The 22,901-nt window shown below is 53.9% G+C and carries 20 protein-coding genes; 2 read left to right on the top strand and 18 right to left on the bottom strand.

Translation table 11 applies throughout. The annotated features are described in order from the left end of the window. Window positions 1-23 precede the first annotated feature (23 nt). Window positions 24-3,713: an SEC-C metal-binding domain-containing protein gene (locus RIB44_12225; protein ID MEQ8617331.1), complete on the bottom strand. Its 3,690-nt coding sequence runs from the start codon at window positions 3,711-3,713 to the stop codon at window positions 24-26. 338 nt (window positions 3,714-4,051) lie between these two features. Here RIB44_12225 and RIB44_12220 point away from each other — a divergent pair, with 338 nt between their 5' ends. Next, window positions 4,052-4,255, top strand: coding sequence for a dodecin family protein (locus RIB44_12220; protein ID MEQ8617330.1), 204 nt, complete (start codon window positions 4,052-4,054; stop codon window positions 4,253-4,255). Window positions 4,256-4,300: 45 nt separating this feature from the next. Here the strand turns inward: RIB44_12220 and RIB44_12215 are convergent, their stop codons facing one another. Beyond that, complete coding sequence (locus RIB44_12215; protein ID MEQ8617329.1) at window positions 4,301-4,477, bottom strand: hypothetical protein; 177 nt, start codon at window positions 4,475-4,477, stop codon at window positions 4,301-4,303. Window positions 4,478-4,546: 69 nt separating this feature from the next. Between RIB44_12215 and RIB44_12210 the strand changes: the two genes are divergently transcribed. Beyond that, window positions 4,547-4,960 carry a DUF983 domain-containing protein gene (locus RIB44_12210; GenBank protein MEQ8617328.1) on the top strand — a complete coding sequence of 138 codons (414 nt, stop codon included), beginning with the start codon at window positions 4,547-4,549 and terminating at the stop codon, window positions 4,958-4,960. Here RIB44_12210 and RIB44_12205 read toward each other — a convergent pair. From RIB44_12205 to RIB44_12130, 16 genes are all read right to left on the bottom strand, one after another. Then, window positions 4,957-5,250, bottom strand: a complete 294-nt coding sequence (locus tag RIB44_12205; protein ID MEQ8617327.1) for a putative quinol monooxygenase — start codon at window positions 5,248-5,250, stop codon at window positions 4,957-4,959. The two genes, RIB44_12210 and RIB44_12205, sit on opposite strands and share 4 nt — an antisense overlap. A gap of 75 nt (window positions 5,251-5,325) precedes the next feature. Further along, a complete protein-coding gene (locus tag RIB44_12200) occupies window positions 5,326-5,586 on the bottom strand; it encodes a hypothetical protein (GenBank protein MEQ8617326.1) in 261 nt (86 codons plus the stop codon). Window positions 5,587-5,604: 18 nt separating this feature from the next. Next, window positions 5,605-6,108, bottom strand: a complete 504-nt coding sequence (locus RIB44_12195) for a DUF420 domain-containing protein (protein MEQ8617325.1) — start codon at window positions 6,106-6,108, stop codon at window positions 5,605-5,607. Then, on the bottom strand, window positions 6,105-6,806 hold the full coding sequence (locus RIB44_12190) for an SCO family protein (GenBank protein MEQ8617324.1): 702 nt from the start codon (window positions 6,804-6,806) through the stop codon (window positions 6,105-6,107). Before RIB44_12190 ends, RIB44_12195 begins: the two co-directional genes overlap by 4 nt. Then, window positions 6,803-7,603 (bottom strand): ABC transporter permease, encoded by an 801-nt coding sequence (locus RIB44_12185; protein ID MEQ8617323.1) that lies wholly within the window; start codon window positions 7,601-7,603, stop codon window positions 6,803-6,805. The genes RIB44_12190 and RIB44_12185 overlap by 4 nt, the downstream gene beginning before the upstream one ends. Window positions 7,604-7,610: 7 nt before the next feature. Next, window positions 7,611-8,588, bottom strand: a complete 978-nt coding sequence (locus RIB44_12180) for an ATP-binding cassette domain-containing protein (GenBank protein ID MEQ8617322.1) — start codon at window positions 8,586-8,588, stop codon at window positions 7,611-7,613. 45 nt (window positions 8,589-8,633) lie between these two features. After that, a complete protein-coding gene (locus RIB44_12175) occupies window positions 8,634-9,083 on the bottom strand; it encodes a cytochrome C oxidase subunit IV family protein (protein MEQ8617321.1) in 450 nt (149 codons plus the stop codon). A 55-nt stretch (window positions 9,084-9,138) separates the two neighbouring features. Beyond that, window positions 9,139-10,185, bottom strand: coding sequence for a heme-copper oxidase subunit III (locus RIB44_12170; GenBank protein ID MEQ8617320.1), 1,047 nt, complete (start codon window positions 10,183-10,185; stop codon window positions 9,139-9,141). A 21-nt stretch (window positions 10,186-10,206) separates the two neighbouring features. Further along, a complete protein-coding gene (gene cyoE, locus RIB44_12165) occupies window positions 10,207-11,121 on the bottom strand; it encodes a heme o synthase (protein MEQ8617319.1) in 915 nt (304 codons plus the stop codon). A 2-nt stretch (window positions 11,122-11,123) separates the two neighbouring features. After that, entirely contained in the window at window positions 11,124-12,149 is a 1,026-nt protein-coding gene (locus RIB44_12160; protein ID MEQ8617318.1) for a COX15/CtaA family protein, read from the bottom strand. A gap of 11 nt (window positions 12,150-12,160) precedes the next feature. After that, window positions 12,161-13,948, bottom strand: a complete 1,788-nt coding sequence (locus RIB44_12155) for a cbb3-type cytochrome c oxidase subunit I (protein ID MEQ8617317.1) — start codon at window positions 13,946-13,948, stop codon at window positions 12,161-12,163. Between the two features lie 34 nt (window positions 13,949-13,982). After that, on the bottom strand, window positions 13,983-14,810 hold the full coding sequence (gene coxB, locus RIB44_12150; GenBank protein ID MEQ8617316.1) for a cytochrome c oxidase subunit II: 828 nt from the start codon (window positions 14,808-14,810) through the stop codon (window positions 13,983-13,985). 79 nt (window positions 14,811-14,889) lie between these two features. Further along, window positions 14,890-16,215, bottom strand: coding sequence for a c-type cytochrome (locus RIB44_12145; protein MEQ8617315.1), 1,326 nt, complete (start codon window positions 16,213-16,215; stop codon window positions 14,890-14,892). Window positions 16,216-16,301: 86 nt separating this feature from the next. Continuing rightward, complete coding sequence (locus RIB44_12140) at window positions 16,302-17,201, bottom strand: hypothetical protein (GenBank protein MEQ8617314.1); 900 nt, start codon at window positions 17,199-17,201, stop codon at window positions 16,302-16,304. A gap of 58 nt (window positions 17,202-17,259) precedes the next feature. Beyond that, window positions 17,260-18,051 (bottom strand): hypothetical protein, encoded by a 792-nt coding sequence (locus RIB44_12135; GenBank protein ID MEQ8617313.1) that lies wholly within the window; start codon window positions 18,049-18,051, stop codon window positions 17,260-17,262. A 72-nt stretch (window positions 18,052-18,123) separates the two neighbouring features. Beyond that, entirely contained in the window at window positions 18,124-22,878 is a 4,755-nt protein-coding gene (locus tag RIB44_12130) for a c-type cytochrome (protein ID MEQ8617312.1), read from the bottom strand. Window positions 22,879-22,901: the final 23 nt, after the last annotated feature.

Genomic DNA, 22,901 nt, shown 5'->3' with positions numbered 1-22,901 from the left:
TTCGGGCCCTCGTGGGCAAGAGATCAACCATTTCTCATGCAACAGTTCTTGTATTTCTTTCCGCTACCACACGGACACGGAGCGTTGCGGCCAACCTTTTCCGTTCGATTACGGATCGGCTCGACCTTTTGAGCGGTTTGCGAACCATCGATCGCGGCTTGCTGCTCTGGAGCCATCGTCGCCGCGGCAGGTGCTTCCTCGTGGATCGCTTCGGACTCGACCCAGGTGTTGCCGACAAAGCCTTCGTCGAGGTTTTCCATTTTAAAGATCAAGTCCGTCACGTAGTTGCCGACCGACGCCCACATGTTTTCGAACAGTCGCATGCCCTCCCGTTTGTACTCGACCTTCGGGTCGATCTGGGCGTAGCCACGCAAGCCCACGCTATCGCGGAGATGCTGCATAACGCGGAGGTGTTCTTTCCATCCCTGATCGAGAATCTGCAATAGCAGCGAGCGTTCTAATCGCCGCATTTCAGGACGGAACTTGTCCTCGATCAATTGACTGACTCTCCGTTCTGCTTCGTCGCGGTCGAGTTTGGCTAGTTCGTCATTGTCGACTTCGACTTCGCACGTCTTTTGAAGCCAACTAGCCAGGTTGTTGAGCTTGCCATTGTTGTTGGTGGCTTGGCCAAGGGTCGTATCGGCTGACGATGAACCAAACAACGCTTCGATTCGCTCATCGGCCTCATCAGAGATTTTTTCTGCACGTTGATTGCTAGCCCGACTATGTTCAAGCAGCAGTTTGTGAATCTCTTCACGCTGCTTGTTCTTGAGGTCATCAAGAGAGATCTCAACGCCGAAGCGACGCTTGGCCCAAGCGATGAGATCCTCACGCTGCAAGCCTTGCGACTGCCCGCTGCGGTCGCGTTTTCCGAATCGCAGCAGTCCCGCGAGCACTGGGAATTCAGACTCCCGCATGTCGTAGGCGTTCTGCGCCTTTTCTTGAGCGACGCGGAGGAACTCTTTCGCCTCAAGGTTCTCCATATCTTGCGGAGCTAACTCAATGCCGAATTTGTCCCTCAGCCAGCTACACGCGGATTGAACACCGTAGTTGGGCTCGAGAAAACGAGCACACGATTTCAGATCGATCGCTTCGATGGAGGTCTGGGCATCGCTGATGAGCTTCTCAGCCAGATCGTCACTGCCGATCTTTTTCAGATCACGATCGCGGTAGTTGGTTCCCCAGCGAGTGTTTGACCACTTAGCCAGAGCAGACCAGTTCCATTCGGTTTCGTCTTCACTCTCGGGGAGGTTTTCTTCGATGGCGTCGAAAACTTGCGACTCAGCCTGCGTCAGAGCCTCTTCGTGAGCTTGCTGTTCCGCATCGTTGAAGCTCAAGCTGCGATAGTCGCGAGGCTCAAGCTCGATCGCCAACAGGTTGCCAGCCGCTGCGGCGAACGATTCGGTGCCGTAGTTGTCAGCCAGGAAGGTTGTGAGTGCCTCATCAATCTGGTTGCGGATCATCTCCATCACCAGATCGCGCGTGTTGTCACCGTCGAGAATCCGTTGACGGTAGCCATAGACGCGTTTCCGCTGTTCGTCCATGACTTCGTCGTATTCGAGCAAGTTCTTGCGAATCTCGAAGTTTTTCTCTTCGACTTTCTTTTGGGCTCCTTCGATCCGACGGGTGACCATCTTACTTTCGATTGCCTCGCCCTCTTGCATGCCAAGTCGGGTAAGCATGTTCTTCACCCATTCGCCGGCGAAGATCCGCATGAGGTCGTCTTCCAGCGACAAGTAGAACCGGCTACTACCGGCATCACCTTGACGACCGCAACGTCCACGAAGCTGCAGGTCAATGCGGCGTGCGTCGTGGCGCTCGGTGCCAATGATGTGGAGGCCGCCAAGCTCTTTAATCTCAGCGCCCATCTCCTTCATTTTCTCGCGGCGTTCGATCGAATTGACAAGCTCCTCCCACTCTTCTTTTGGCACTTCGAGACGTGTCGGGTACTTGTCCTGAAGTTGGGCCCAAGCCATCGTCTCCGGGTTGCCGCCGAGAATAATGTCGGTACCGCGACCGGCCATGTTCGTGGCGATGGTGACCATTCCCTTACGGCCAGCCTGAGCGACGATTTCTGCCTCGCGCTTGTGTTGTTTTGCGTTAAGGATTTCGTGTTCGACACCACGTTTGCTTAGCAGGTTCGAAAGGCGTTCGCTCTTTTCGATAGAGACCGTACCAACAAGAATTGGTCGACCCGGTGGCTGAATGTGCGAGATCTTGTCACGCTCGATCGTCTCTTTCTTGCGATTGTCAATCAGCTCCAGCGTGACCGCCTTGTCATCCTCAGCGACGAGTTTCCCGATAAAGTATTCGCCATTCTTGAGTTCTACGGTCGTGAAGCGCGTGAGCCGTTCGATCTCTTCAGCAATGGCGACGTACTTCTCGCGTTCGGTGCGATAAATGGCGTCTGGGAACTCGATCCGCTGCATTTCACGGTTGGTTGGAACGCCAATGACGTCGAGTTCGTAGATCTTCCAGAACTCGCCCGCTTCGGTCAGAGCGGTACCGGTCATACCAGAGATCTTGTTGTAGAGCTTGAAGAAGTTCTGCAGCGTGATGGTCGCAAGGGTTTGATTTTCTTCCTTGATCTGCACGCCTTCCTTCGCTTCGACCGCCTGATGCAAGCCATCACTCCACTGGCGGCCATCCATCAGACGACCGGTGTGCTCGTCGACGATCACGACTTTGCCATCTTGAACGACGTAGTTCACGTCTAGTTTGTAGAGGTGATGTGCCTTCAATGCGTTGTCGATCAGATGTGGCCACTGCATATTGCCGGCCGTATAGAAGCTCTCGACCCCTGCGATCTTCTCCGCGGCACGCACGCCCTCGTCGGTCATGTGTGCGGTATGTTCTTTTTCCTTGACTTCAAAGTGCTCGTTCTCTTTCAGTTGGCGAGCGATCTTGTCGGCCTTCACATACTTCGTAATATCATCTTCCGCCGGGCCGGAGATAATCAGCGGCGTCCGCGCTTCGTCAATGAGAATGTTGTCGACTTCGTCGATGATGGCGTAATTCAAGCGACCTTGGGCTTGCTGATCCCGCTTCGGGAAACGATCGTCATCGCGGGCAGCACTCCGCATATTGTCGCGGAGATAGTCAAAGCCGAATTCGTTATTCGTACCGTAGGTGATGTCGCAAGCGTAAGACTTTTGACGCTCCGCGGCGTCCATCCCGCTTTGGATGTTGCCAACGGTCAGTCCAAGCCCTGTGTAGATTGGTGCCATCCACTCCATGTCACGACGTGCTAAGTAGTCGTTCACCGTGACGACATGCACGCCTTTGCCTTCGAGTGCGTTGAGGTAGGCTGGCAAGGTTGCTACGAGGGTCTTTCCTTCGCCAGTGACCATTTCCGCAATGTTGCCACCATGCAGAATGATGCCGCCGATGAGCTGTACATCATAATGACGCATCCCCATCCAACGGCGTCCCGCTTCGCGACAAACGGCAAAGGCTTCGACCAATAGATCATCGAGCGTTTCGCCTGCTGCGAGTCGCTTCTTGAACTCCGCAGTCTGAGCGCAAAGCTGCTCGTCGCTCATCGCGACGTATTTGTTCTCGAGCGCGTTGATCGCGTCGATTTTCGAGTTCAGTTTCTTCAAGTAACGCGCATTCGCAGAGCCAAAGAGGCCTGTGATAGCACGTTCGAATCGTCCTAGGATGCCATTGCCAAAGCCGGTAACGATTTCCCAGATGCGTTCTAAAGCTTCCATTTTTGGTATCTTATCTTTGGTGATCTCTGCAGCGAACGTCTGGAGAGTCAAGCTAGACCCTCAGCGGCAGCCGCTCTCACAGCACGGTAAATTTGTCGTAACACACTTGCAGCAAAAAGTTTATTGCGATTCGCAAGGTCGGTCAAGGTGGACTGGCCATGCTGAAAGCTCGACGCAATCGGCATAAACTACTGCCCTGATTCGATTTGCGAACAATCAAAGAGGCGAGAACCCTGCTAGCCGAAGGCGTCACCGAGCGGCATAATCAACGCATCGAATGACGCCCGCAGCGGCTTCTGCACTTGTCACACCTTCGCCCAGCCTTGGAGGCTACCACCATGTCCGTCGCACGTGTTACCGAGATCATCTCTTCCAGCAAGAAAAGCTTCGAAGACGCCATCGAAGTCGGCGTCGACCGTGCCTGCAAGACCTTGGACAATGTCAAGAGTGCTTGGGTCAAAGACCAGAAAGCGGAAATCAAGGACGGCAAGATCACCAGCTATCGGGTGACCTTGATGATCACTTTCGTTCTCAAGGACTGAGCCAAGAATCTCAAAGCCGAGAAGCGTAAGCTCTCGGGTTAATCTCTACTGTTGGGGATTGGTGTACTGCTGCAGCAAGTAACCGATGCTAAACAAGCAGACCGAAACCAGCAGGAAGCTGAGCATTTTCCCGGATCCAAACCGACCTGAGAGTTCCCCGACCATCGCTAGCGGGGGAATAGAGAGGCCGAGTAATTGCAGTAGTTTCGCGAACTTTTGCATAGCTGGCAGCCTAACGACGTGCCCCAATCACTGCAAGTAGCCATCGAAAGCAGCAAGCCGACCGAGTTGATGGAAAACGAGCCTACGCAAGCCCAACCACCGTTATCGAAACTTCTCCTTCGGGGACTGAGGCTGCGTTGCCCCGCCTGTGGAGTTTCACCTCTCTTCTGCGGATGGTTCGCGATGAATGATCCTTGCGAGAATTGCGGACGAAGATTCGATCGCGCGCCCGGCTACCTGCTTGGGTCCATCTACTTCAATTATGGCGTAACCGCAGTCTTGGTTGTCGCCATTTACTTCGGCTGTTATTTCGCTGAAGTGTTGACGGGCAAGCAGTTGCTTGTTGTCCTGACGCTCATGATTGTCGTCTTCCCTCTCTGGTTCTTTCGCTACGCCAGAGCCTTGTGGATCGCGTTCGACGAACTGTTCGACCCGTGGCCGAACGAGCAAGAAGCTCGCGAAATATCAAGCAGCGAGGCTTAGGAAGCGACCGAAGCAAGTTCCCAAACCGCCAGATGCTTGTCGGTGACCCAATCGGAGATCGTCGAGCCAAACTTGGTGAAATAATCCATGCTCTGGTGGACCTCAAACGCTGCCATGTCATCATACATTTCGTACAAGAAAAAGCGATTTGCGTTCTCGGGATCCACACACACGTCGAAACGACGGCACCCTTCTTCGCTGAGAGAGTTCTTCGCGTGCTGCAACACACCAACTCGAAATGCCTCAACGTGCTCGGGCGCAATTTCAAAAGTGACAGTGACGGCAATCATGGTGCAGACTCCAAGTGAGTAAAAGTTTCGCCGCGTACACTTGTGCCGCGTTGAGCCTTGGGGATTTGCTAGAAGTTATGAGGTTTCAAGCTGAGAATGAGTACGCCTGCGTATCGACCAATAGGCGAAGCTGATAAACGAGCCAAGAATGAGAAAGGGCATCGTCATCATGAACAGGATGCTGTAGAAATAGCCCGCCGCCATCGATTGAGCGGCTGGGTCGTTCTCCGAAATGCCGTCTTTGCAAGTCGGACAAGCGCTAGCGTCCACGCTCATCACGCAGGTGATGACTAAAGCGGCAAGTGCGAGGCAAGCGATTGAGCGGATTCTGATCATGGCTACTATCATTTTACGTCAGGCTGGCTGGTTCGGCCAGATGTGGTAAAGCATCAGATAGACGATTACACCTGTTACTGAAACGTATAACCAAACGGGCAGCAACCATCGGGCCATTGAACGATGTTTGATCAAAACGGCTTGTCGTTGCTCGTCAGACAGTTCTTTCCCCACACCCCAGCCGAGAGCTTTCAAGCCCCGTAAGACGGTAATCGGCACGGCAACCGCACACACGATCGCCAAAATAATGTGCGAGCCAAGAATCGACCAATAGGTGTAAAGCAACGCTCCGGTTTGCTGGAATTTCACATGCCCTGAGATCGAGTGATAGATCAGGTAGCTGATGAGAAAGAGCACGGAGACAAGAAACGCAGCAAGCATCGTTCGCCCGTGGGAGTCACGCTTGCCCTGTCTGATCTGCAGGTAACCGACGACTATTAAAATGGTCGCAAATGAGTTCAGCCCTGCATTGAGGTGCACCAGGGGATGAGCTGCTAACAGGTTGAAGACTTCACTGCTCATTCAGAGGTCGCCTGTTCCGTTGCAGCTTCGTTATTGAGTTCGTTTGTTTTCTCTTCGGTTTCTTTCTCTGTGGTCGTTTCCTCGGGGGCCGGGCTGGGAGTCCAAGGCTCTGCAAGTAGTTCAACGAGTTTCTTCTCCATCCGTTTCGAGTCCGAAGTGCTTACCGCGTTGTAAAGCCCCGCGATACGGCCATTCTTGTCAACGACGGCTGCCACGTCGCTGTGATCCTTATAGATAACTGGCAAGTTGAAAAAGTCGTTGCCAATCCGCTTCACGTAATCGAGTTCGCCGCGGGCAAACACCCATTGGTTGGGGTCGGCATTCAAGCGTTCGGCGTAAGCTGCTAAGACGGGGATGGTATCGGTCACAGGATCGACACTAATACTAAGCCAAGTCACATCCTTGATCTCTTCAAGCGAGTTCATGTACTTGATGTTGGCATTGAGCCGGGTACACGAGCCTGGACAGGTGCTGAAGAAAAACGTCGTGACCCAGACCTTGCCAAGCATTTCTTGGGAGCGAAACGTGCCCCCCTCGCTGGTGGCCAACTCGAACTCTTCGATCGGCGGCAGTCTCTCTGCGATGGCATTGCTCTTGTTCTGCTGAAATTGCTGCACTTGGTAATACTTGTAGCCGCCATAGGCCGTGGCGAGCAGAAAGGCGAGGGCCAGCCAAATCGGTAGCAAAGACGGTTTCATAACAAATCCCCTGTGCTGCGCGTTCCTGCGATCTTCCACGCAGCCGCAAACACCACGACTGCAAAACATAGCGTCACCAGCCAGCAAACCGGCAGCGAAGCCAACGCAGTACTCACCTCGCTCGTATCTCCCTGATCAAACTTCAGATAATGTCGTAGCCCACTGACCCCGTAGGTCAGTGGGTTCACGCGGACGATCCATCCCAGGATACCATCACTGCCGGCGGGGAAAAACGCTCCCGACAGCAGCCACATTGGTAGTAAAAACACGCTCATGATGGCGTGAAACCCTGCCGTCGAATCCATTCGCCACGCGATAACAAACCCCAGTGATGTAAGAGAAACCGCGATTAGAGCCATCAATATCACCGCTTGGAGGATCTCAAGAACACTGCTTTCCAAGGGCAAGGTTAGCCAACCAAGCGTGAGGAAGAGCAAACCCTGAATCATCGCAATAGCCGCTCCCCCGAGTATTTTGCCAGCCACCATTGCCCAACGTGGCGAGGGAGCGACCAGCACCGATTGGAGAAACCCTTCACGGCGATCCTCAATAATCGAAATCGTGGCGAAGATCGCTGTAAAGAGCAGGATCATCACTAACGTTCCAGGAAAGAAGTGAGCATAGTCAAGATCACTCCCTTTCAGGCCCTCGCTAAACAACAGCCAAAAAATGATCGGCTGTCCCAACGCTCCAAAGACGCGATTCTTTTGCCGGAAGAAGCGCACCAGCTCGCGCTCGGCGAGTGTAAGCATCGCTGGCCATGCCGAGTTATCCGTCGTCGATGAAGATTGGCTCATGCGCGACCTACTTCTTTTTCTTTCTCTTGGTGGTACGAGTTTCTACATGACCTGTTTCATCGCCGAAGAAACGATGGCCCGTGCGATCAATAAAGACATCTTCAAGGGTTGGCTTCCCTAGCGTGATACTCTGGATGCGTTCGGGAAACGCCTCCATGAGCTTCGCAATCCAAACAGGTCCGTCCGACTGCTCAAGCCTTAATTGATCTTCAATAACTTTTGTTTCACACTGGAATTGCTGGGCGATTTCGTCTGCTAAGCGCTGAGAATCGGTTGATTGAATCGTAATCGTATCGCCACCTAAGGAAGCGCGGAGATTCTCAGCCGTATCGAGAGCGGCTAGCTTGCCTGCGTGGAGGATGGCCAGTCGGTCGGCTCGCTCCGCTTCGTCCAGCAGATGCGTCGTGAGAATGATCGTCACGCCCTGCTCTGCTTTGAGTTTGCCGAGATACTTCCAAAGGTCGCTTCGAGCCCCCGGGTCGAGTCCTGTGCTTGGCTCGTCGAGCAATAAGACACGCGGGTGATGCAAGAGGCCCTTGGCGAGTTCAACGCGTCTTCGCATTCCGCCGGAGAGCGTCTCCACCAAATCGTTGCGACGATCGCTCAGACCAACTGCCGCTAGAGTTTCCTCCTGCCGCTGGCTAAGCGATTGACCTGACAGCCCATAGAGTCTGCCTTGGTGCTTGAGGTTTTCGCTGACGGTTAGCTTCTTATCGAGGCTGGCGGCCTGAAAAACGACACCAAGCTGTTGTCTGACCTTGGTAGCCTCTTTCGCCAGATCCTTGCCGAGAATCGAGACCTGCCCCTCTTGCAAAGGAATCAGCGTCGACAACAGTCGAAAGAGCGTGGTCTTACCACTCCCGTTTGGACCGAGAAATGCGAAGACCTCGCCCTGAGAAACCTCGAGTGACAGCTCATCAACGGCAACACGCTGGCCATAGCGATGAGTGACTTTAGAAACGGTGAGTGCAGGATGATCGCTCATTGAACCTGTGGCGGCTTAGGAGGGAAGGTTCAGCGAGCCTCTGGCTCATTCGGTAGCCGCATCTTCATCGGGATTGACGACCTTGAGTTCCTGATTCCCTTCCTGAGCATCGTCACTCGTTTCCAGCGCTGGCCGCTCCGCCGCGTAGATCATTCGTTCTTGTGAAGCGTAACGCATTCTCATGCCCACGTCGGGAACAAGAGCCAGCATCAGTAGGGCAGACATGATGATCATCGGAACCGTCAGCACCCACTTCCAGTTCGCTTCCCATTTGAGATGCATGAAGAACAGGATCACCAGCATCGCTTTGGTGCAGGAGACTGCCATCATCCACAGCCGTTTAATCGCGATGCTTTCGCCAAATGGCCAGAAGCTTGTGTAGGTCCAATAGGAGCAAGCCGTGAGGAACACCAAGGCGATCGCCACGGCAATATAAGTCGAGGTCCCACCGTGATCTTCGTGGTGACCGTCAGTTGATTCGTGAGTCGCAGACATTTTTCCAACCGCTTGCGTTGTTGATTACTACAGTGCCGCCTAAAATTTCAAAATCCTAGAACAGATAGAGAATCGGGAACAGGAAGATCCAAACCAAGTCAACAAAGTGCCAATAAAGACCAACGTTCTCGATAACGCCCGAATTTGCTTTCCCGAGATTCATTGTTAACAAAATGACAAACGCGATTAAGCCAACTAAGACGTGGATCGCGTGAAATCCTGTCACCAAGAAGTAGGTGCTCGCCCAGAGGTTGCCGCCGGGGATCATGATGGGAAGTTTTAACCAGGGATGCTGGTCGTTCAGCCCGATAGCGTGCCCCGCTGAATGATCGCCCTCGACTTCTGCACTGACGAGCCGGAACCCGGGTTGAGTCAAGCTGGCAGCCTTGGCAGGTTCTTCTGTCGAGTGATCGTGATCTTTCGTGCCCCCATGAGCTTCAGGAATCGCAAAGGTCTGGCCCTGAACGCTGGCTCGTGGGTAGATCATCTCAGCCACTTTGTGCATGGCGATCCGGCCCTCAGGCGAATCGGGCTTGGTACGAAGCAGTAGCTCCGCTTCATCAAGCTTCATTTGCACATCAGCGATGATCTCGACCTTCTCGTTGTCTGCCTCTGTTCGGTCGGACGGCTTGGGTAGTTCCGCGGTGATTTCTGCCAGCCGTGCCCGAACTGCCGCTGAGTAGTTGACATCGGGTTTTTCGTAGATTGAGCTGCGTGGCGTTGCCGGATAAATCAAGTGATCGATCTTCGCTTTGTACTCGTAGGCTTTCACGCCAAGGAAGACGGTGCCGAGTGCGAGCGTGATGATCATCCACATCCGTGCGCCAGCCGCGTTGTCTTTCTTGGAGGCTTCCAATGAGAGAACGACCGTGATGCTGGAGGCGATCAGTACCGCCGTGTTGATGGCACCGAAGTACTCGACCAGGTGCACGTCGTGAGTGCTGGGCCAAGAGATCGCACCGAATCGCAAGACGATGTAGGCACCGATTAAGCCAGCGAAGAACATAATTTCGGTGGACAAGAAGAGCCACAGACAAAGCTTGCCATTGGGGATGGGCAAGGCAGGCTGGTAGTCGAAGCCTTCGTGGTGGTGATCACTCATAGTTTTAACTTTGCTGTCAGCTTAGAGGCTAACCATCAGTAGGACGCCCAGCCAAGCGGGCAAGTAGATTAGTGTTGATTTCAGCAATTGTCTCGCAGTTCGGTTATCACGCACAACCGCGAATCGAACAGCAAGAGCGAGAATGACGCTTCCGAGAGCGATTGCCCACAATGAGTAGGCCATCGGGCTTCGACCCTCTGGGAGGATAGCCGGAATGAGGCTCACAGGAATTAGAAACAAGGCACCTATGATCGCTTGCCAGCCGCATCGCCAGCCTGTCGGATCCACCACGCTCATCATCTGGTGGCCGGCTCTCTGGTAATCATCACGGTAGATCCAAGCAATCGCCATAAAGTGCGGGAACTGCCACAGGAAGAGGACACCAGCCAAGGCAAACGCTGTCAAGGAAAGCGGCTGCCCCGTGGCAGTCCATCCCATGAGTAAGGGCAACGCTCCAGCGACGGCTCCAACTGCCGTGTTAAGTGGGGTACGCGTTTTCAGCGGCGTGTAGACCACGACGTAAAGTAGCCAACTAGCAAGACCGAGTCCAGCCGTCAGTAGGTTGACTTTCAGGCAAAGCCATGCCACGCCAATGACGAGCGTGACCAAGCCAAGCAACGTCGCTTCCCACACGGCGACACGTCCCGTCACGAGAGGTCGGTCTGCGGTTCGTGGCATCTTCGCGTCGACTTCACGTTCCAAGATCTGGTTTCCAGTACTCGCACTTCCTGCAACCAGTGCCGTGGCTGCTAGTGCATGGAAGAGAACCACGGCATCAATCGCGTAAGGAGCCGCTATGCAGGCGGTCGCCGCTGCGACGATTAGCTCAAGCAAGACGATTCGCGGCTTCGTCAGTTGGAAATAATCATTCAGCCTCGAGAAGACGAGGCCGACCGTCGAATCGGTTGCGGTCAACTGCGTGTCTTTGGAGGTCATGCTCACAGGGCTGCCTCCAGTTGTTTGCCAGGATTCGTGCCTAGCTGTGGTAGGCGATAGCTCGACGTGCGAATTGCACGCAAAGCTGTCGCCAGACTGACGGCGACAATCAAGGATCCGACGGCGACGTGGCCCGTGATGATCATTGCCATCTGGTTGCTAGCGTTGACGTTCACGTAAGCGACCTCGCCGATGAGGTTGCCAAGCCAAGCGGGTACGCCAAATCGAACAAACCAAGTTGCCAGCCCAAGACTGATCTGAGCCAAGACAAGAATGCTTAGAAAGATCGCATGACCTCGATGAGCGTGCTTGCGAACGCTCTTAATTGCCAGCAACAACACATGCCCCAGTACGACGAAGGCTAGGATGACGTGAAAGTAGACAGCTAGTTGGAAGATCGAGGCAGCAGACGCAGAGGTCAGGTACCGAGTGTGCCGGACGACTGCTCCGACGACGAGCTGACCATACGCCAGACCACAGCAAATAATTGCGAGCCGTGCTAGCGACTTGTCGCTTAGCCGTTCTCCACCATATTTTCCACCATGTTCAATACTATGTTCAGTCCACCAACGCGAAGTAAAGACAACCATCGCGGTAGTCATCGCGAAAAACAGCGGCCCAGTACATCCGTGGAGCATAGCGACTAATCGCTCGTCCATGAGGATCCGAGCACCCCCCAGCATTCCCTGAGCGATAACGCCAGCCAGTAGAATGAGGGAATAGCGACGAACCCATTTCCTAGATTCGCAGCGGTGGGTAACGATTGCCAAGCAGATCGTAAGAATACCGACAAGTACGGCCAGCAGGCGGTGGCCATGTTCGATGAACTTTGCTCCCGTCGATTCAAACCACGGGTAGATCAGCATGAAGTGGCCGTCCGAGGTGATCCAGTCTCGGAAAGCCATCCCGGCATCGGTCGTTGTCGTGTAGCCACCCCACCAAATCAGCGGAAAGGTCGTCGCAGCAAGCAGCCATGCCCAGCGATGGGGCCAACGCGAGTCGTCGACATTATTGGTGATTGTTGACATCTTGTTGCTGCCTAAACGTTGGCCGTCTCTTCACCCTCGGGTTCAGCCTGCTTCGGAGGCTGGGTTTGGGGGTAGTAATCTTCCTCAACCTCAGGCGAGTTGTATTCGTAAGGGCCACGGTAGATCATCGGCTGGAAGTCAAAGTTGCCGTGGCCTGGAGGGCTGGGGGCCTGCCATTCCAGTCCATTTGCGTGCCATGGATTTCTGCCGCAGCGTGGGCCGAAGAACATGCTCCAGAAGAAGTTCACGATGAAGATGATTTGCACTCCAACAAGAAGGAAAGCACACCAGCTCATAAATTGATTGATCGGAAGCAAATGGCGGAAAGTGCCATAGTGGTAAGGATCTGCCAGACGGCGGGGGAAATCATTCATTCCGAGAATGTGCATCGGATAGAACACGCAGTTCATCAGGATGAAGGTCAATAAGAAATGAACCTTACCCCAGGAGTCGTTCATCATCCGACCGAACATCTTCGGGAACCAAAAGTAAATGGCCCCCAAGACGGCCATGGCTGTTCCGGCAAACAGAACGTAATGGAAGTGAGCGACGATGAAGTAGGTATCGTGGATGACGATGTCCACGGGCGTAGCGGCCATGAAGATGCCGGAGAGGCCGCCGATGATGAACATCGAAACGAACGAAACGGCAAACAGCATCGGCGTTGTGAACTGCAGTTTGCCGCCCCACATCGTGCCAAGCCAATTAAAGGTTTTAATGGCACTAGGCAAAGCGATCATCATGGTCGAAACCATGAAGGTCATCCCTAGGGCTGGGTTCATTCCTGAGACGAACATATGGTGGCCCCAGACGATAAAGCCTAGCCCAGCAATTCCCGAGATGGAATAAACCATCGGCTTGTAACCAAACAGCGGCTTTCGCGAGAAGCAGCAAAGGATATCTGAAACCATGCCCATCGCGGGGAGAATCATGATGTACACGGCAGGGTGGCTGTAGAACCAGAACAAGTGCTGCCAAAGCAAAGGCTGACCACCGCCCGCCTGGGCAACCGCGTTGTTGGCGGTTGCACCTTCAGCAAGGAAGAAGCCCGTGCCTAGATGCCGATCCATCAGCGCCATGAAGCCAGCGGCTGTGAGGACTGGAAGAGCGAAGGCTTGAAGGACGGCAGTGATGAACATCGCCCAGATGGTCATCGGCAGACGGAACATCGTCATACCGGGAGCACGCATCTGGATGATGGTCGTCATGTAGTTGACGGATCCCATCATCGAGGAGATACCAACGAGCGTCAGCCCTATTAACCAGAGCGTCTGCCCCTTCCCGGCGAATATGGAGAGGGGGGCATAGTTGGTCCACCCTCCTTGCGACGCACCACCGTCGACAAAAAAGCTGCCGCCAATCGCAATAAACGCTGGCCACATAAACCAGTAGCTCAGCATGTTGAGCGTGGGAAAGGCCATATCGTCAGCGCCGATCATCAGGGGAATCAAGTAGTTCCCGAAGGCACCGGCAAGGACAGGAATTATCACGAAGAAGATCATCACCGTGGCGTGCATGGTGACGAGCATTGTGTAGACCTCGGGAGCTATTTGGCCCCCCTCAGCTTGGCCAACCATTTCACCCAGAATTGGCATCGGACGCCATGGATAGGCAAGCTGCCAACGAATCCCCAAGGCGAGTAGTCCGCCAACGATGAACCAGATCAGCGTGCTGAACAGGAACTGCAACCCAATAATCTTATGATCTAGGGAAAAGACATATGTCTTCAAGAAGCTGCTCGTGTGCGCATGGTCTGCGTGACCAGCGAGAGCTTCGGAATCAGCAGGGACGGTACTCATGGCTATGCCTTGTAGGCTATGAATCGAAGTGAGGTTAATCGTTTGAGCGACTGGCGACTCGCATGGTGTTTTCTTCCTTGCGGAACTCTTCAAGTTGCTTCTCGAATTCCGGTCGAGAAACTAGGTGCAGCCGAGCCTTCATCTTGTAATGGCCCCAGCCGCAGAGTTCCGCACAGACGATGTCGTACTCGCCCTTTTTCGTGGCCGTAAACCACATATTCTGGGACATCCCCGGAATGACGTCTTGCTTGAGTCGTAAGTTCGGAAGAAAGAAACTGTGCAAAACGTCAGCACTGGTGATACGAAGCAGCACCTCTTCACCCATTGGAAGGTAAAGGCGGCCATCGGTGCGAACGATATCGTCGGAAGTATAAAGTTGGTTGTCGGGACCGGGATAACGGAAGTCCCAGTTGAACTGACGCCCCGTGACTTCGACGATGGGTGGAATGTCGGGGGCACGCATCTTGGCGTCCGCCCATGCATCCATTTGGTAGATCGCAATGAACAACAATGTCACAGCCGGAATGATCGTCCATACGACTTCCAAAGAGTGGCTACCATGGCTGTAGGTGACCTTCTCCTTGTTCGAGTTGCTGTCGTACTTCCACATGAAGTAAAACAGCACACACTCAGTGACGACGAAAACAATGCCCGTGAGCCAGAGGATGAACATGAATAAGTTGTCGATCACACGACCATGCTCAGAAACATCCTCAGGGAACCAAATCGGGCGTTTGAAGTACTTTGGGGCCAGATCGTTCAAATAGGGAGCGAGCGCAAAAGTAGCTACTCCAAAAATTGGAACCAGCAGAAACAACACTGCCCAAAAGTTTGGAAGCCAGTTTTTCAGTTTGGCGAGCATATCATGGAACTCGAGTAAGCAAAGGGAAGTCTGTCCGAGTCAAAGGCCATCTTCGACTGCGGCGGCAGGTCCCCGAGAATTATTGAGCAATAGGTTGTTCGTTCACCGGCAACGCACGCTGCGGCTGGCTCGGAGCTTCGTAAGGAAGATTCAAGACGTAATCGACAATTGCCCACATGTCCGCTTCGGGAATCGTCCCTTCCGCACCGGGGCTTGAGCCACCTAAGCCAGGCATTGGCGATCCGGCAATTCCAGCGTGTATCTTGTGGAAAACATCAATCCGACGTCTTCCGCCACGATAAATCCCCTTACGAAGGTTTCGAGGAATCGCGTTCCGCGGTGGAAGCAGTGTCTCAGCGACTTCTTGACGAGCGGCTAGGATTTCATAGTCCCGGTCAAGGTCGGCTTCTTCCTCGTCGGTTTCGGGATCGGCTTTGGCGAGCGACTCGGCTAGATCAATCGTTCCTTGAATGTAGTCCTTCGCTTCTTTGTTCCAGACGTGATAGTCAGTCTGCTGGCCATCACCCAAACCCGTCGGTCCGTGGCATTTGATACAGTTCGCTTTTGTTCCGTAGAAAAGCTCTCGGCCTCTTTCGATCGAAGCGGCAAGTTCTTCAGGACTGCGATCATCCGCGGGGATCTGATCCTCGACGGGGATGATGACGTTCTCTTCGGCCGTTTCCCAACCCTCCATGACTTCCGCCAAAATGTCGAGCACCGCCTCCGCTTGGTCTGCATCATTGGCCGGATCGAATGGAATCCGTTGCTCGGTGACATTGCCATCTTCGTCTTCGACTTCATCTATGCCAAGTTCGTCAAAAACGTAAGCCGCTAGGCTTGTTTCCATCTGGCCTTTGATTGCCAAATACTTGACGTACTCGACAAGAGATTCAACTTCGCTCGAGGGAAGCAACTCGAAGGAAGGCATCGATGTGCCGGGAACACCATTTCGGAGAATACGTTCGAGATCGGCATCCGTTGGCTTTGCCGCATTAAAAGTCGATTTGAACTTGAAGATGCCCTTGCGGTAGTCACGCGGATAGGGATTCAGAATCTTCGCCGTCGGCCCGTAGCCATCACCATCGATCCCGTGGCAGTGAACACAATGCTTCCGATAGAGACCATGGTTGTAGCCCCGTTCATCGCTCCAAGCAGGACCAGCTGATAGATCAAGTTTTAGCTGATCCAGTCCGGTTGCTGGGTGAGCGAAAGGCTTGTCGGGTGTTCCAAAGAGTCCGCTCAGGACGTTTGCAATTTCCTGCTGGTACTCAGGCCCCAATTCGTTGGAGGTCATTGAAACCATATTGAGCCGGAACTCAGGCGGTTCGCTCTGGGAGCATCCCAACGCACATAAGCAAAGCAGTGCGACGGACAGTGTACGAGTTGTCAGAAGTGAGGAATTCATTGTGTTGAAAACGAAAAACTTGAACTCTAAATCGGAAGCCAAGCGATGACTGCCAGGCGAATAACTCTCTATAAGAACCGCGTCGATCAGCCGCCAGTAAACGCGGAGGCTGGTACGGCAATGTCTAGCTCGGTTGTCTCATTCTCTGTGAGTTTCACCTCGAAACGCCCCTTTTTGTCCCAGCCGAGCTCCTTCGCTTGGTCCGAAGTCACGACGAGACCTTGGTTCGAACCGGCTGATCGCTCGTGCCAAACTTGGAATTCGAGCGTTTCACCCGCTGGCAAATTTTGGATTTCGAAGGTGCCGTCTTCTAGGGTGACCGCGGCATAGCCGTTGTCGTGAGGTAGCATGTAAGCGTTCATCCACGGATGAATACTGCATGCCACTCCCGTTGGCTTGGCTTCAGATTTTTTGGGGGTAAACGTAACCGATTCGCCCGCGGGGATGGTGCGGTTAAAACTATTCTTCCCGTCGATTTTCGTGTTGTGGCCGACGGGGTCACTATTCTTGATCTCCATGGGCTGGCCAACGGGAATGGTGAAAACGTGGGTGAGGAACACGCACTTCTTTTGATCGAACACAAGCGGCTCTGCGGGGGCCTCTGCTGACTCATGAACTCGTGAGGTCTTGCGGAGGAAGATAACCACGTTCTTTAGGCCGCCATCGTTCCCGACGATCAAAGTTTCCTGCGGTGGTGCCCCACCAGCCGCACAGGTGCCTTGGTCGCTCGTGACATTGTAAGCCGGCATTTCTGGCGGAGTTCCCTCGAAAGTAAACCGACCTTTCAGGGTGGCCCAGCCGGTTCCTACTTCGGCTTCCGCCCCTCCACCTGCTCCTTCGCTTTCCGAAGAGAGCGCTTCGCGAATCTCCTCGGCTGCGCTTTGGCTTGCAACGGGACCGAGATCTGTTGACGGTTGGCAACCAAGGGCCGCACCGACAAACGCGAAGCAGAGGAGGCAAGGCAGAAGTTTTTCAGAAGAACGCATTAGTGGTAATAGAGGGTCTTGGGGAGGTAATACCTAACTTCTAGGAGGTTGCATCCGATTAGTTGAGCAGCTTTTCAGTAACGACAATCTCGCCAAGGTCGACGGTCTTGCCGTCGGTGATTTCGATCTCAACTCGGCCTTTTCGATCCGCTTTCTCTTTGCCAACAACCAGGCTCTTCATGTAGCCCGGTTTTTCGTGAAAGAAGACAAACTCATGCTCGCCGGCGGGGAGGTTCTTGATCTCAAACTCCCCTTTGGCATTGGAGACGGCCATGTAGGGGTTGTCACGAATTAGCACGAGGGCTGACATCCAAGGATGCACGTTACATGCGAAAGGTGCGGGTCCTGGCTCCGATTTGTCAAACTTTTTCGTGATAGCCTTATCGTTAGTGATCGTTTCGTTGAACTTTGGGTTTTTCCGCAATGTGGCGTTGGTGTTGTGCCCGATTCCCTCGTCAGAATTGCGGATCTCTAAAGGCTGTTTCGTCCACAGTGTCATCGCGCGAGGCTCGAAGCGACAGCCCTTGTTGTCCAGCACGGCAGGCTTCATGTCAGCTTTCTCATAATCGGGATGCGGTTTCACTGTGGCACCACGCTTCGTGTATAGGAAGACGAACACATTGCTGAGTGCGCCATCGTCACCCACGACAACCGACTCATCAACCAAATCATGCTTTGAGCAGAACTCGACATCCTTGGTGATGTTGAGTTCGACCGGCTTGGCTTTGCCTTTGTAGACGAATTTGCCTTTCAAGGTGCCCCAACCGGCTGCATTAGCTGTCGTCGCGAGGGAAAATGCAGTGACGGTTGTCAGAGCGACCATCAGTAGCTTTTGGTTGAAAGAAGTCATGGTTGAGCCTATTCGGTTTAATGATTGCTAGGTCTATGAGTTAAATCGTAGTAAGTTCTTTGGGAACATTCGTTAGCGTCGCGTGCGGGGCGCAGACGCTGATTTATCCGTTGTGTCATCGCCAGCTTTCGCATTCTCCTCACCACTGGGCTTCGCTTTCGCTTCGGTCTCCTTAACGACATCCGTGACTGAATGCTGTTGCTGACTATAGATGTCGAAGTTTTGCAGTAACGTCGAGAGCCCGTTGAGTTGCTCCAGGCTGGTGCCCTTGAACAATTCCTGGCTTAAGCCACCCAAGTGGGGTTCATTCGCGTTGTAAGGAATGTTGACCGGCATCCCGGTGTAAGGCAGGATCCGTTTCGGATTGGCAATCCAATCACGTAAGTACTCTGGCCGCAATCGATCGGAGACTTCCGCGAGATTAGGTCCGAACGTGGTGACGTCGCCTTTGGGCATAAAGTCCGCGACGCCGTGGCACTTCACGCAGTAGTTGCCGCTGACGACAATTTGCATCGCTTCGCCAAGCGGATCATCGCGATCGTCGGCAAGCTGTTCGAGATAACTCTTCTGCTGTTGCGGCTTGTACTCATAGGGGAAATCGACCTTGCTGCTGGCGGCAAAGTAGTTGACCAGTTTTGCGGCATCATCGCTCGACATATTAAAGTTCGGCATCCGCATGACGGCAGCCGGGCGCAACGGCTTGGGATTCATGAGGAATCCGTGTAACCAAGCAGGCTGGACTTTCTCACCCTCATGCATCAATGGCGGCGGTAGCCAGCCCCAGGCCTCAGATCCTTTCACCTGTGGGTTTGATTCCTTGGCCTTTTCGATCACATGCGGGAAGAGATATCGCGAAAGATCACCACCCCAGGCGGCATGGGCAACGCCATTGGCAGGGGCGGCTTCCTCAGAGTCAGCAGCCGGGACCATGACGTCTTGCACGCCAACCAACCAAGGCTCGCCATTGAGAAGTGTGTCTTCCCAAAGAGTGAAATTGTAGAACGTAGGGATTGTCTCGCCCTCTTCCTCCTCAATCTCAGCGACCTCTTCACGGGTAATCGCGAGGCCATCCTCGTCAATGAGTTGGGGTTGTCCCGTCTCCTCGTCCATGACGGGCATGCCGTGGAGCTTTGCGAATAGCAGTCCACGATCGTCCGTTTCCATCGACTCCGCAATCTCTTTCGGATCGAACGAAGGTGCCAAGAAGGGATAGTCCATCACTTCCGATGGAGATTCGAAGGAGTCGCCATCGTAGGCAAACTCCCACGATTCCATCTTCATTGTGTGGCAACCGGCACAGTTGTACTTATCCAACACATGATGCCCATCGACGATTGCCTGCTGTCGAGCGTCGGGCTGGTAGATGTATTCTTCCGCGGGTGGTTCATTCACCAAACCGAGCACGAAGGTCATTACTTCTTCACGCTGTTCGTCCGTGAAGGGGAACTTCGGCATCCGCAGTCGCTCGTTGAATCCTTTGTTAGCAGTTGTTTTGTAGTCGTAGCTACGTGGGTAGCGAAGCTTCTGCCAGATAAAGCCGTCGCGCGAGTGACTGTTCAGCGCTTGGACGAAATAGCTTTCGTCTGGGGAGAGCGACGGATCGTGCGAATCAAGGTGGTCGTGCCCACCATGTTCATCATCACCGTGTTTGTCATCGGCATGATCGCCCTCGCCGTGCTTGCCGTGATCGTCGCCATGATGATCATTGGCTGCTGGATCAATTCCATGCGTGGCTAGGAAGGCCCCAATGTTCTCAAAAGCAAGCTTCGAGGAATCTTTGCGTCCCCATTCTGCGAGTGCAGCACCGATCGGTTTGGCAGTTTCGTAGCCGGGGATGTCGTGGCAGCCAAAGCAACCGTACTTGGCGATTGAGCGTCGGCCAACGTATTGCAGATGCTTCTCGACACGATTCTCGTCGGTGATTCCGACCAGAATTTTCTCATCCTCTTTCACCTTGTTCGCGAACCGCTCGGGAATACCCTCTTGTAGGAACTTCTTCGCTGTCGCTTCAGGAATCTGTGGGCTGGCGAGCCACTCAAGTGCCAAAGCAGCCAAGTCCTCTCGTTCCTTCTGCGAAAGCTCATTCTCAGCGGGGACGCCCTGTGGCTTCCAATCGCTCTCAACGCTGAGCAAGTAAGCCGTGATATCGGCAGCCGGGTCGGTTACTTCTCCGGTTGGCTTGCCTTGCGGATCGGTTACTTCGATTGGATCGAGGTAAAGATTCGGCATCTTCGTACGAGCATGGTACTTGTGCGGCTCTTTCAGCCATGTGTAGAGCCACTTTTTACCGCGTTCGTTGTTGAACTTCGCGGCGATCTCAGAGAGTTCGGGACCCTGGTTGGCGTTGATGCCTTCATAGTCTTCGTGAGCGTGACAAGCCAGGCAACCACGAGACTGGAACAACCATTGGCCGCGTTCCGCCGAAGCCTCTTCAGTGACGTTCTCGGGTGTTTCGAGATACTCGAAATCAGAACTGTTATCCAGCAGATACTTGGTGATGGCACGGATTTCGATGGGCTCGTAGGCGTGCGTGAGTGCGATCTCCGCCTCGTCACCCTCGCCCTCCAAATGCTCGGTCAAGCCGAAGAATTGTGGCATTTTTGTGCTGGGGCGGAAGTCTGACGGTTTTTCAATCCAGCTATAGAGCCAATCAAAACCAACTTTCGAATCCACATACCGTAGGCTAGGTCCTACCTTGCGATACATGCCTGGAGTCTCAGCCGTCTTCAGGAGATCAGCAACCTTGTGGGCGTTTGTCGGCAGGCGAGCCTCTTCTTCGCCAAGATCCGCGATGTTCTTGTCAGCCATCACTGAAGCCAAGAGAGCTTCTCGGGCACCCGAGTCGCTCGGCATTTCTACGACACGTTCGGCAAAGCTGCGTTCTTCGTCGGTGAGGTCTTCGTAGCGAAGCAATGCCGCGGCGGCTTCGTGATAGCTCGGCTCGAGGCGAACATCGGGACCGATACGGTCTGCACCGTCGTGACCATTGATTTCGTGGCAGCCGAAGCATCCGTATTCTTCAACGGTGTTCCATCCTTCGACGAGCTTCGGAGCGGGTGGCTCGGGGAACTGCTCGCTGGGCTCTAGGCCACCTTTTTCGTGGTGGCACTTCAAGCAGTTACTTTCCGCGAAGCGAGCGGGTTTCATTGGAAAGATCCAATGATGGTTATCAAACCAATCGTACTCCCGCATCCAACGATCTTGCTCTTTGGCCGTGTTGGGGGTATGTGAAGCCCATTTGAAGGAAGTACCACTGCCCTGCCCATCGTGGCAAATCGTGCAGCCAAACTTCTTTTCAGGATGCGGGCTCAAGTCCGTTAGATAAAGATCGAGCCGCGGATGCGAAGTGTAGGGATGGTCAAGACCACGCCTGACTTGCAGAGCAATAGGCTCGCCCCACTCGTCAACGGTACGAAGTAGTCGGTCAGCAACCGCTTCGGTTTCGTAAACGGGAGCATCCCCAATCGCCTCGATCACATCACCTGATTCAAGTCCAGCTAGTGCAGCGGGCGTTTCAGGTAAAACATAGTGAACAGTGACGGCACCATCATCAACGATGCCGGATTCGGAGAGGACCAACCCATAAACTTCACGGAGTGTTGCACCGGATTCGGGACGTTCGTCGGGAGAGGCTAGTTCTGCCGTGAAATTCCGTTGTTCCTCGGGGAGGGTTGGATAAGCAGGCTCGGTAGCGGTGCCAGGGGCAGTCTTTGAGATCGCTTTGTGGCAGGTAATACAACGGTCGAAGCGGGCAACTTGGGAGAAGTTGTAATTGACCGTTAGGTTCGGAAGCCAGTTTTGCTGAATCCGTACGTTACCATCGTAGAGTGCGTTGAGAACGGGAGCACGGACGAGCCACTCGCCGACGTTGGAAGTATTCTTGTAGACCAAGTCATCCAAGCGGGCCAACTCGGTTTCCATCGCGGAAAGTTCTTTGGAGATTTCATCTCGCTCTGCGTTCACCTCGCCAATCATTCCTTCAAGACGGGTGCGATACTGGTTGGCGGCTGCGATTTGTTCAGTCAGTGTCGAGATCTGCTCGTCGAGCTTATCGATCTTCTTCTGTTTCGCATCGATGTCTTTCTTCGAGCCACCATGACCTACAAGCAAAGTGAGCTCGCTAACAGCTGCGGTGCGTTTGCCATTGGCAACCTTCTTCTCGCCCACGAAGACATCCTCGCGACGTTTCGCTTCGCTGGCGTGATCTTGCATCGCCTTGATCAGGTCTTCCCGTTCACCCTTGACCGCAAGACGTGCGTCTTGGAGCGTATTTTGGGCGACTTCCTGAGCAGCTTCGCTTGCCTCGGCCGCTTCACTGGCGAGGCTCTCTTTGGCAGCGACCGCCTGCTTGAGTTCAGCATGTGCCTGGACGATCTCTTCAAATTGGTCAGCGACCTCGGGGTGTTCTTCGGCAATCTGTTCCAAGCCCAAGCGGCTAACTTCGGTGCCGGTTTGCTCGTCTTTCTCGGTCACCAGGAACAACTCAGGGCTTGGCTCGTTGGCGTCCCCCGCCAAGCGAAGATCCTCCGAAGCGACCGCTGCGAGAAACTTCGCGACTTGATTCGCGCCGACCGGGGCCGTTTCGGCCTCGAGGATCTCATCCTTGATCTGCGTCATACGCGAGTCGAACTGATCTTTCAGTTTATCACGCTGGGCCTGGAGCATCCACGCATCTTTGCGGCGGTCGGCAAGCTGCCAATCTTTCCACTCCCGGTTGTGGTCCTTTGCCAACAACCAGAACGTGGCAATCGTCATCACGAGCGCACTGGCTCCGAAGATGACGTGCATCGTTTTCTGGTTGTACCAAGTTTGTTCGGTTGCGGGCATGGAGAGTTGATCTTTACTTATCA

The sequence above is a fragment of the Lacipirellulaceae bacterium genome, assembly GCA_040218535.1.
Lineage (GTDB): Bacteria > Planctomycetota > Planctomycetia > Pirellulales > Lacipirellulaceae > Adhaeretor.
The sequence above is the reverse complement of the archived record's forward strand: the minus strand, read 5'-3'. Positions and strand labels throughout refer to the sequence as shown.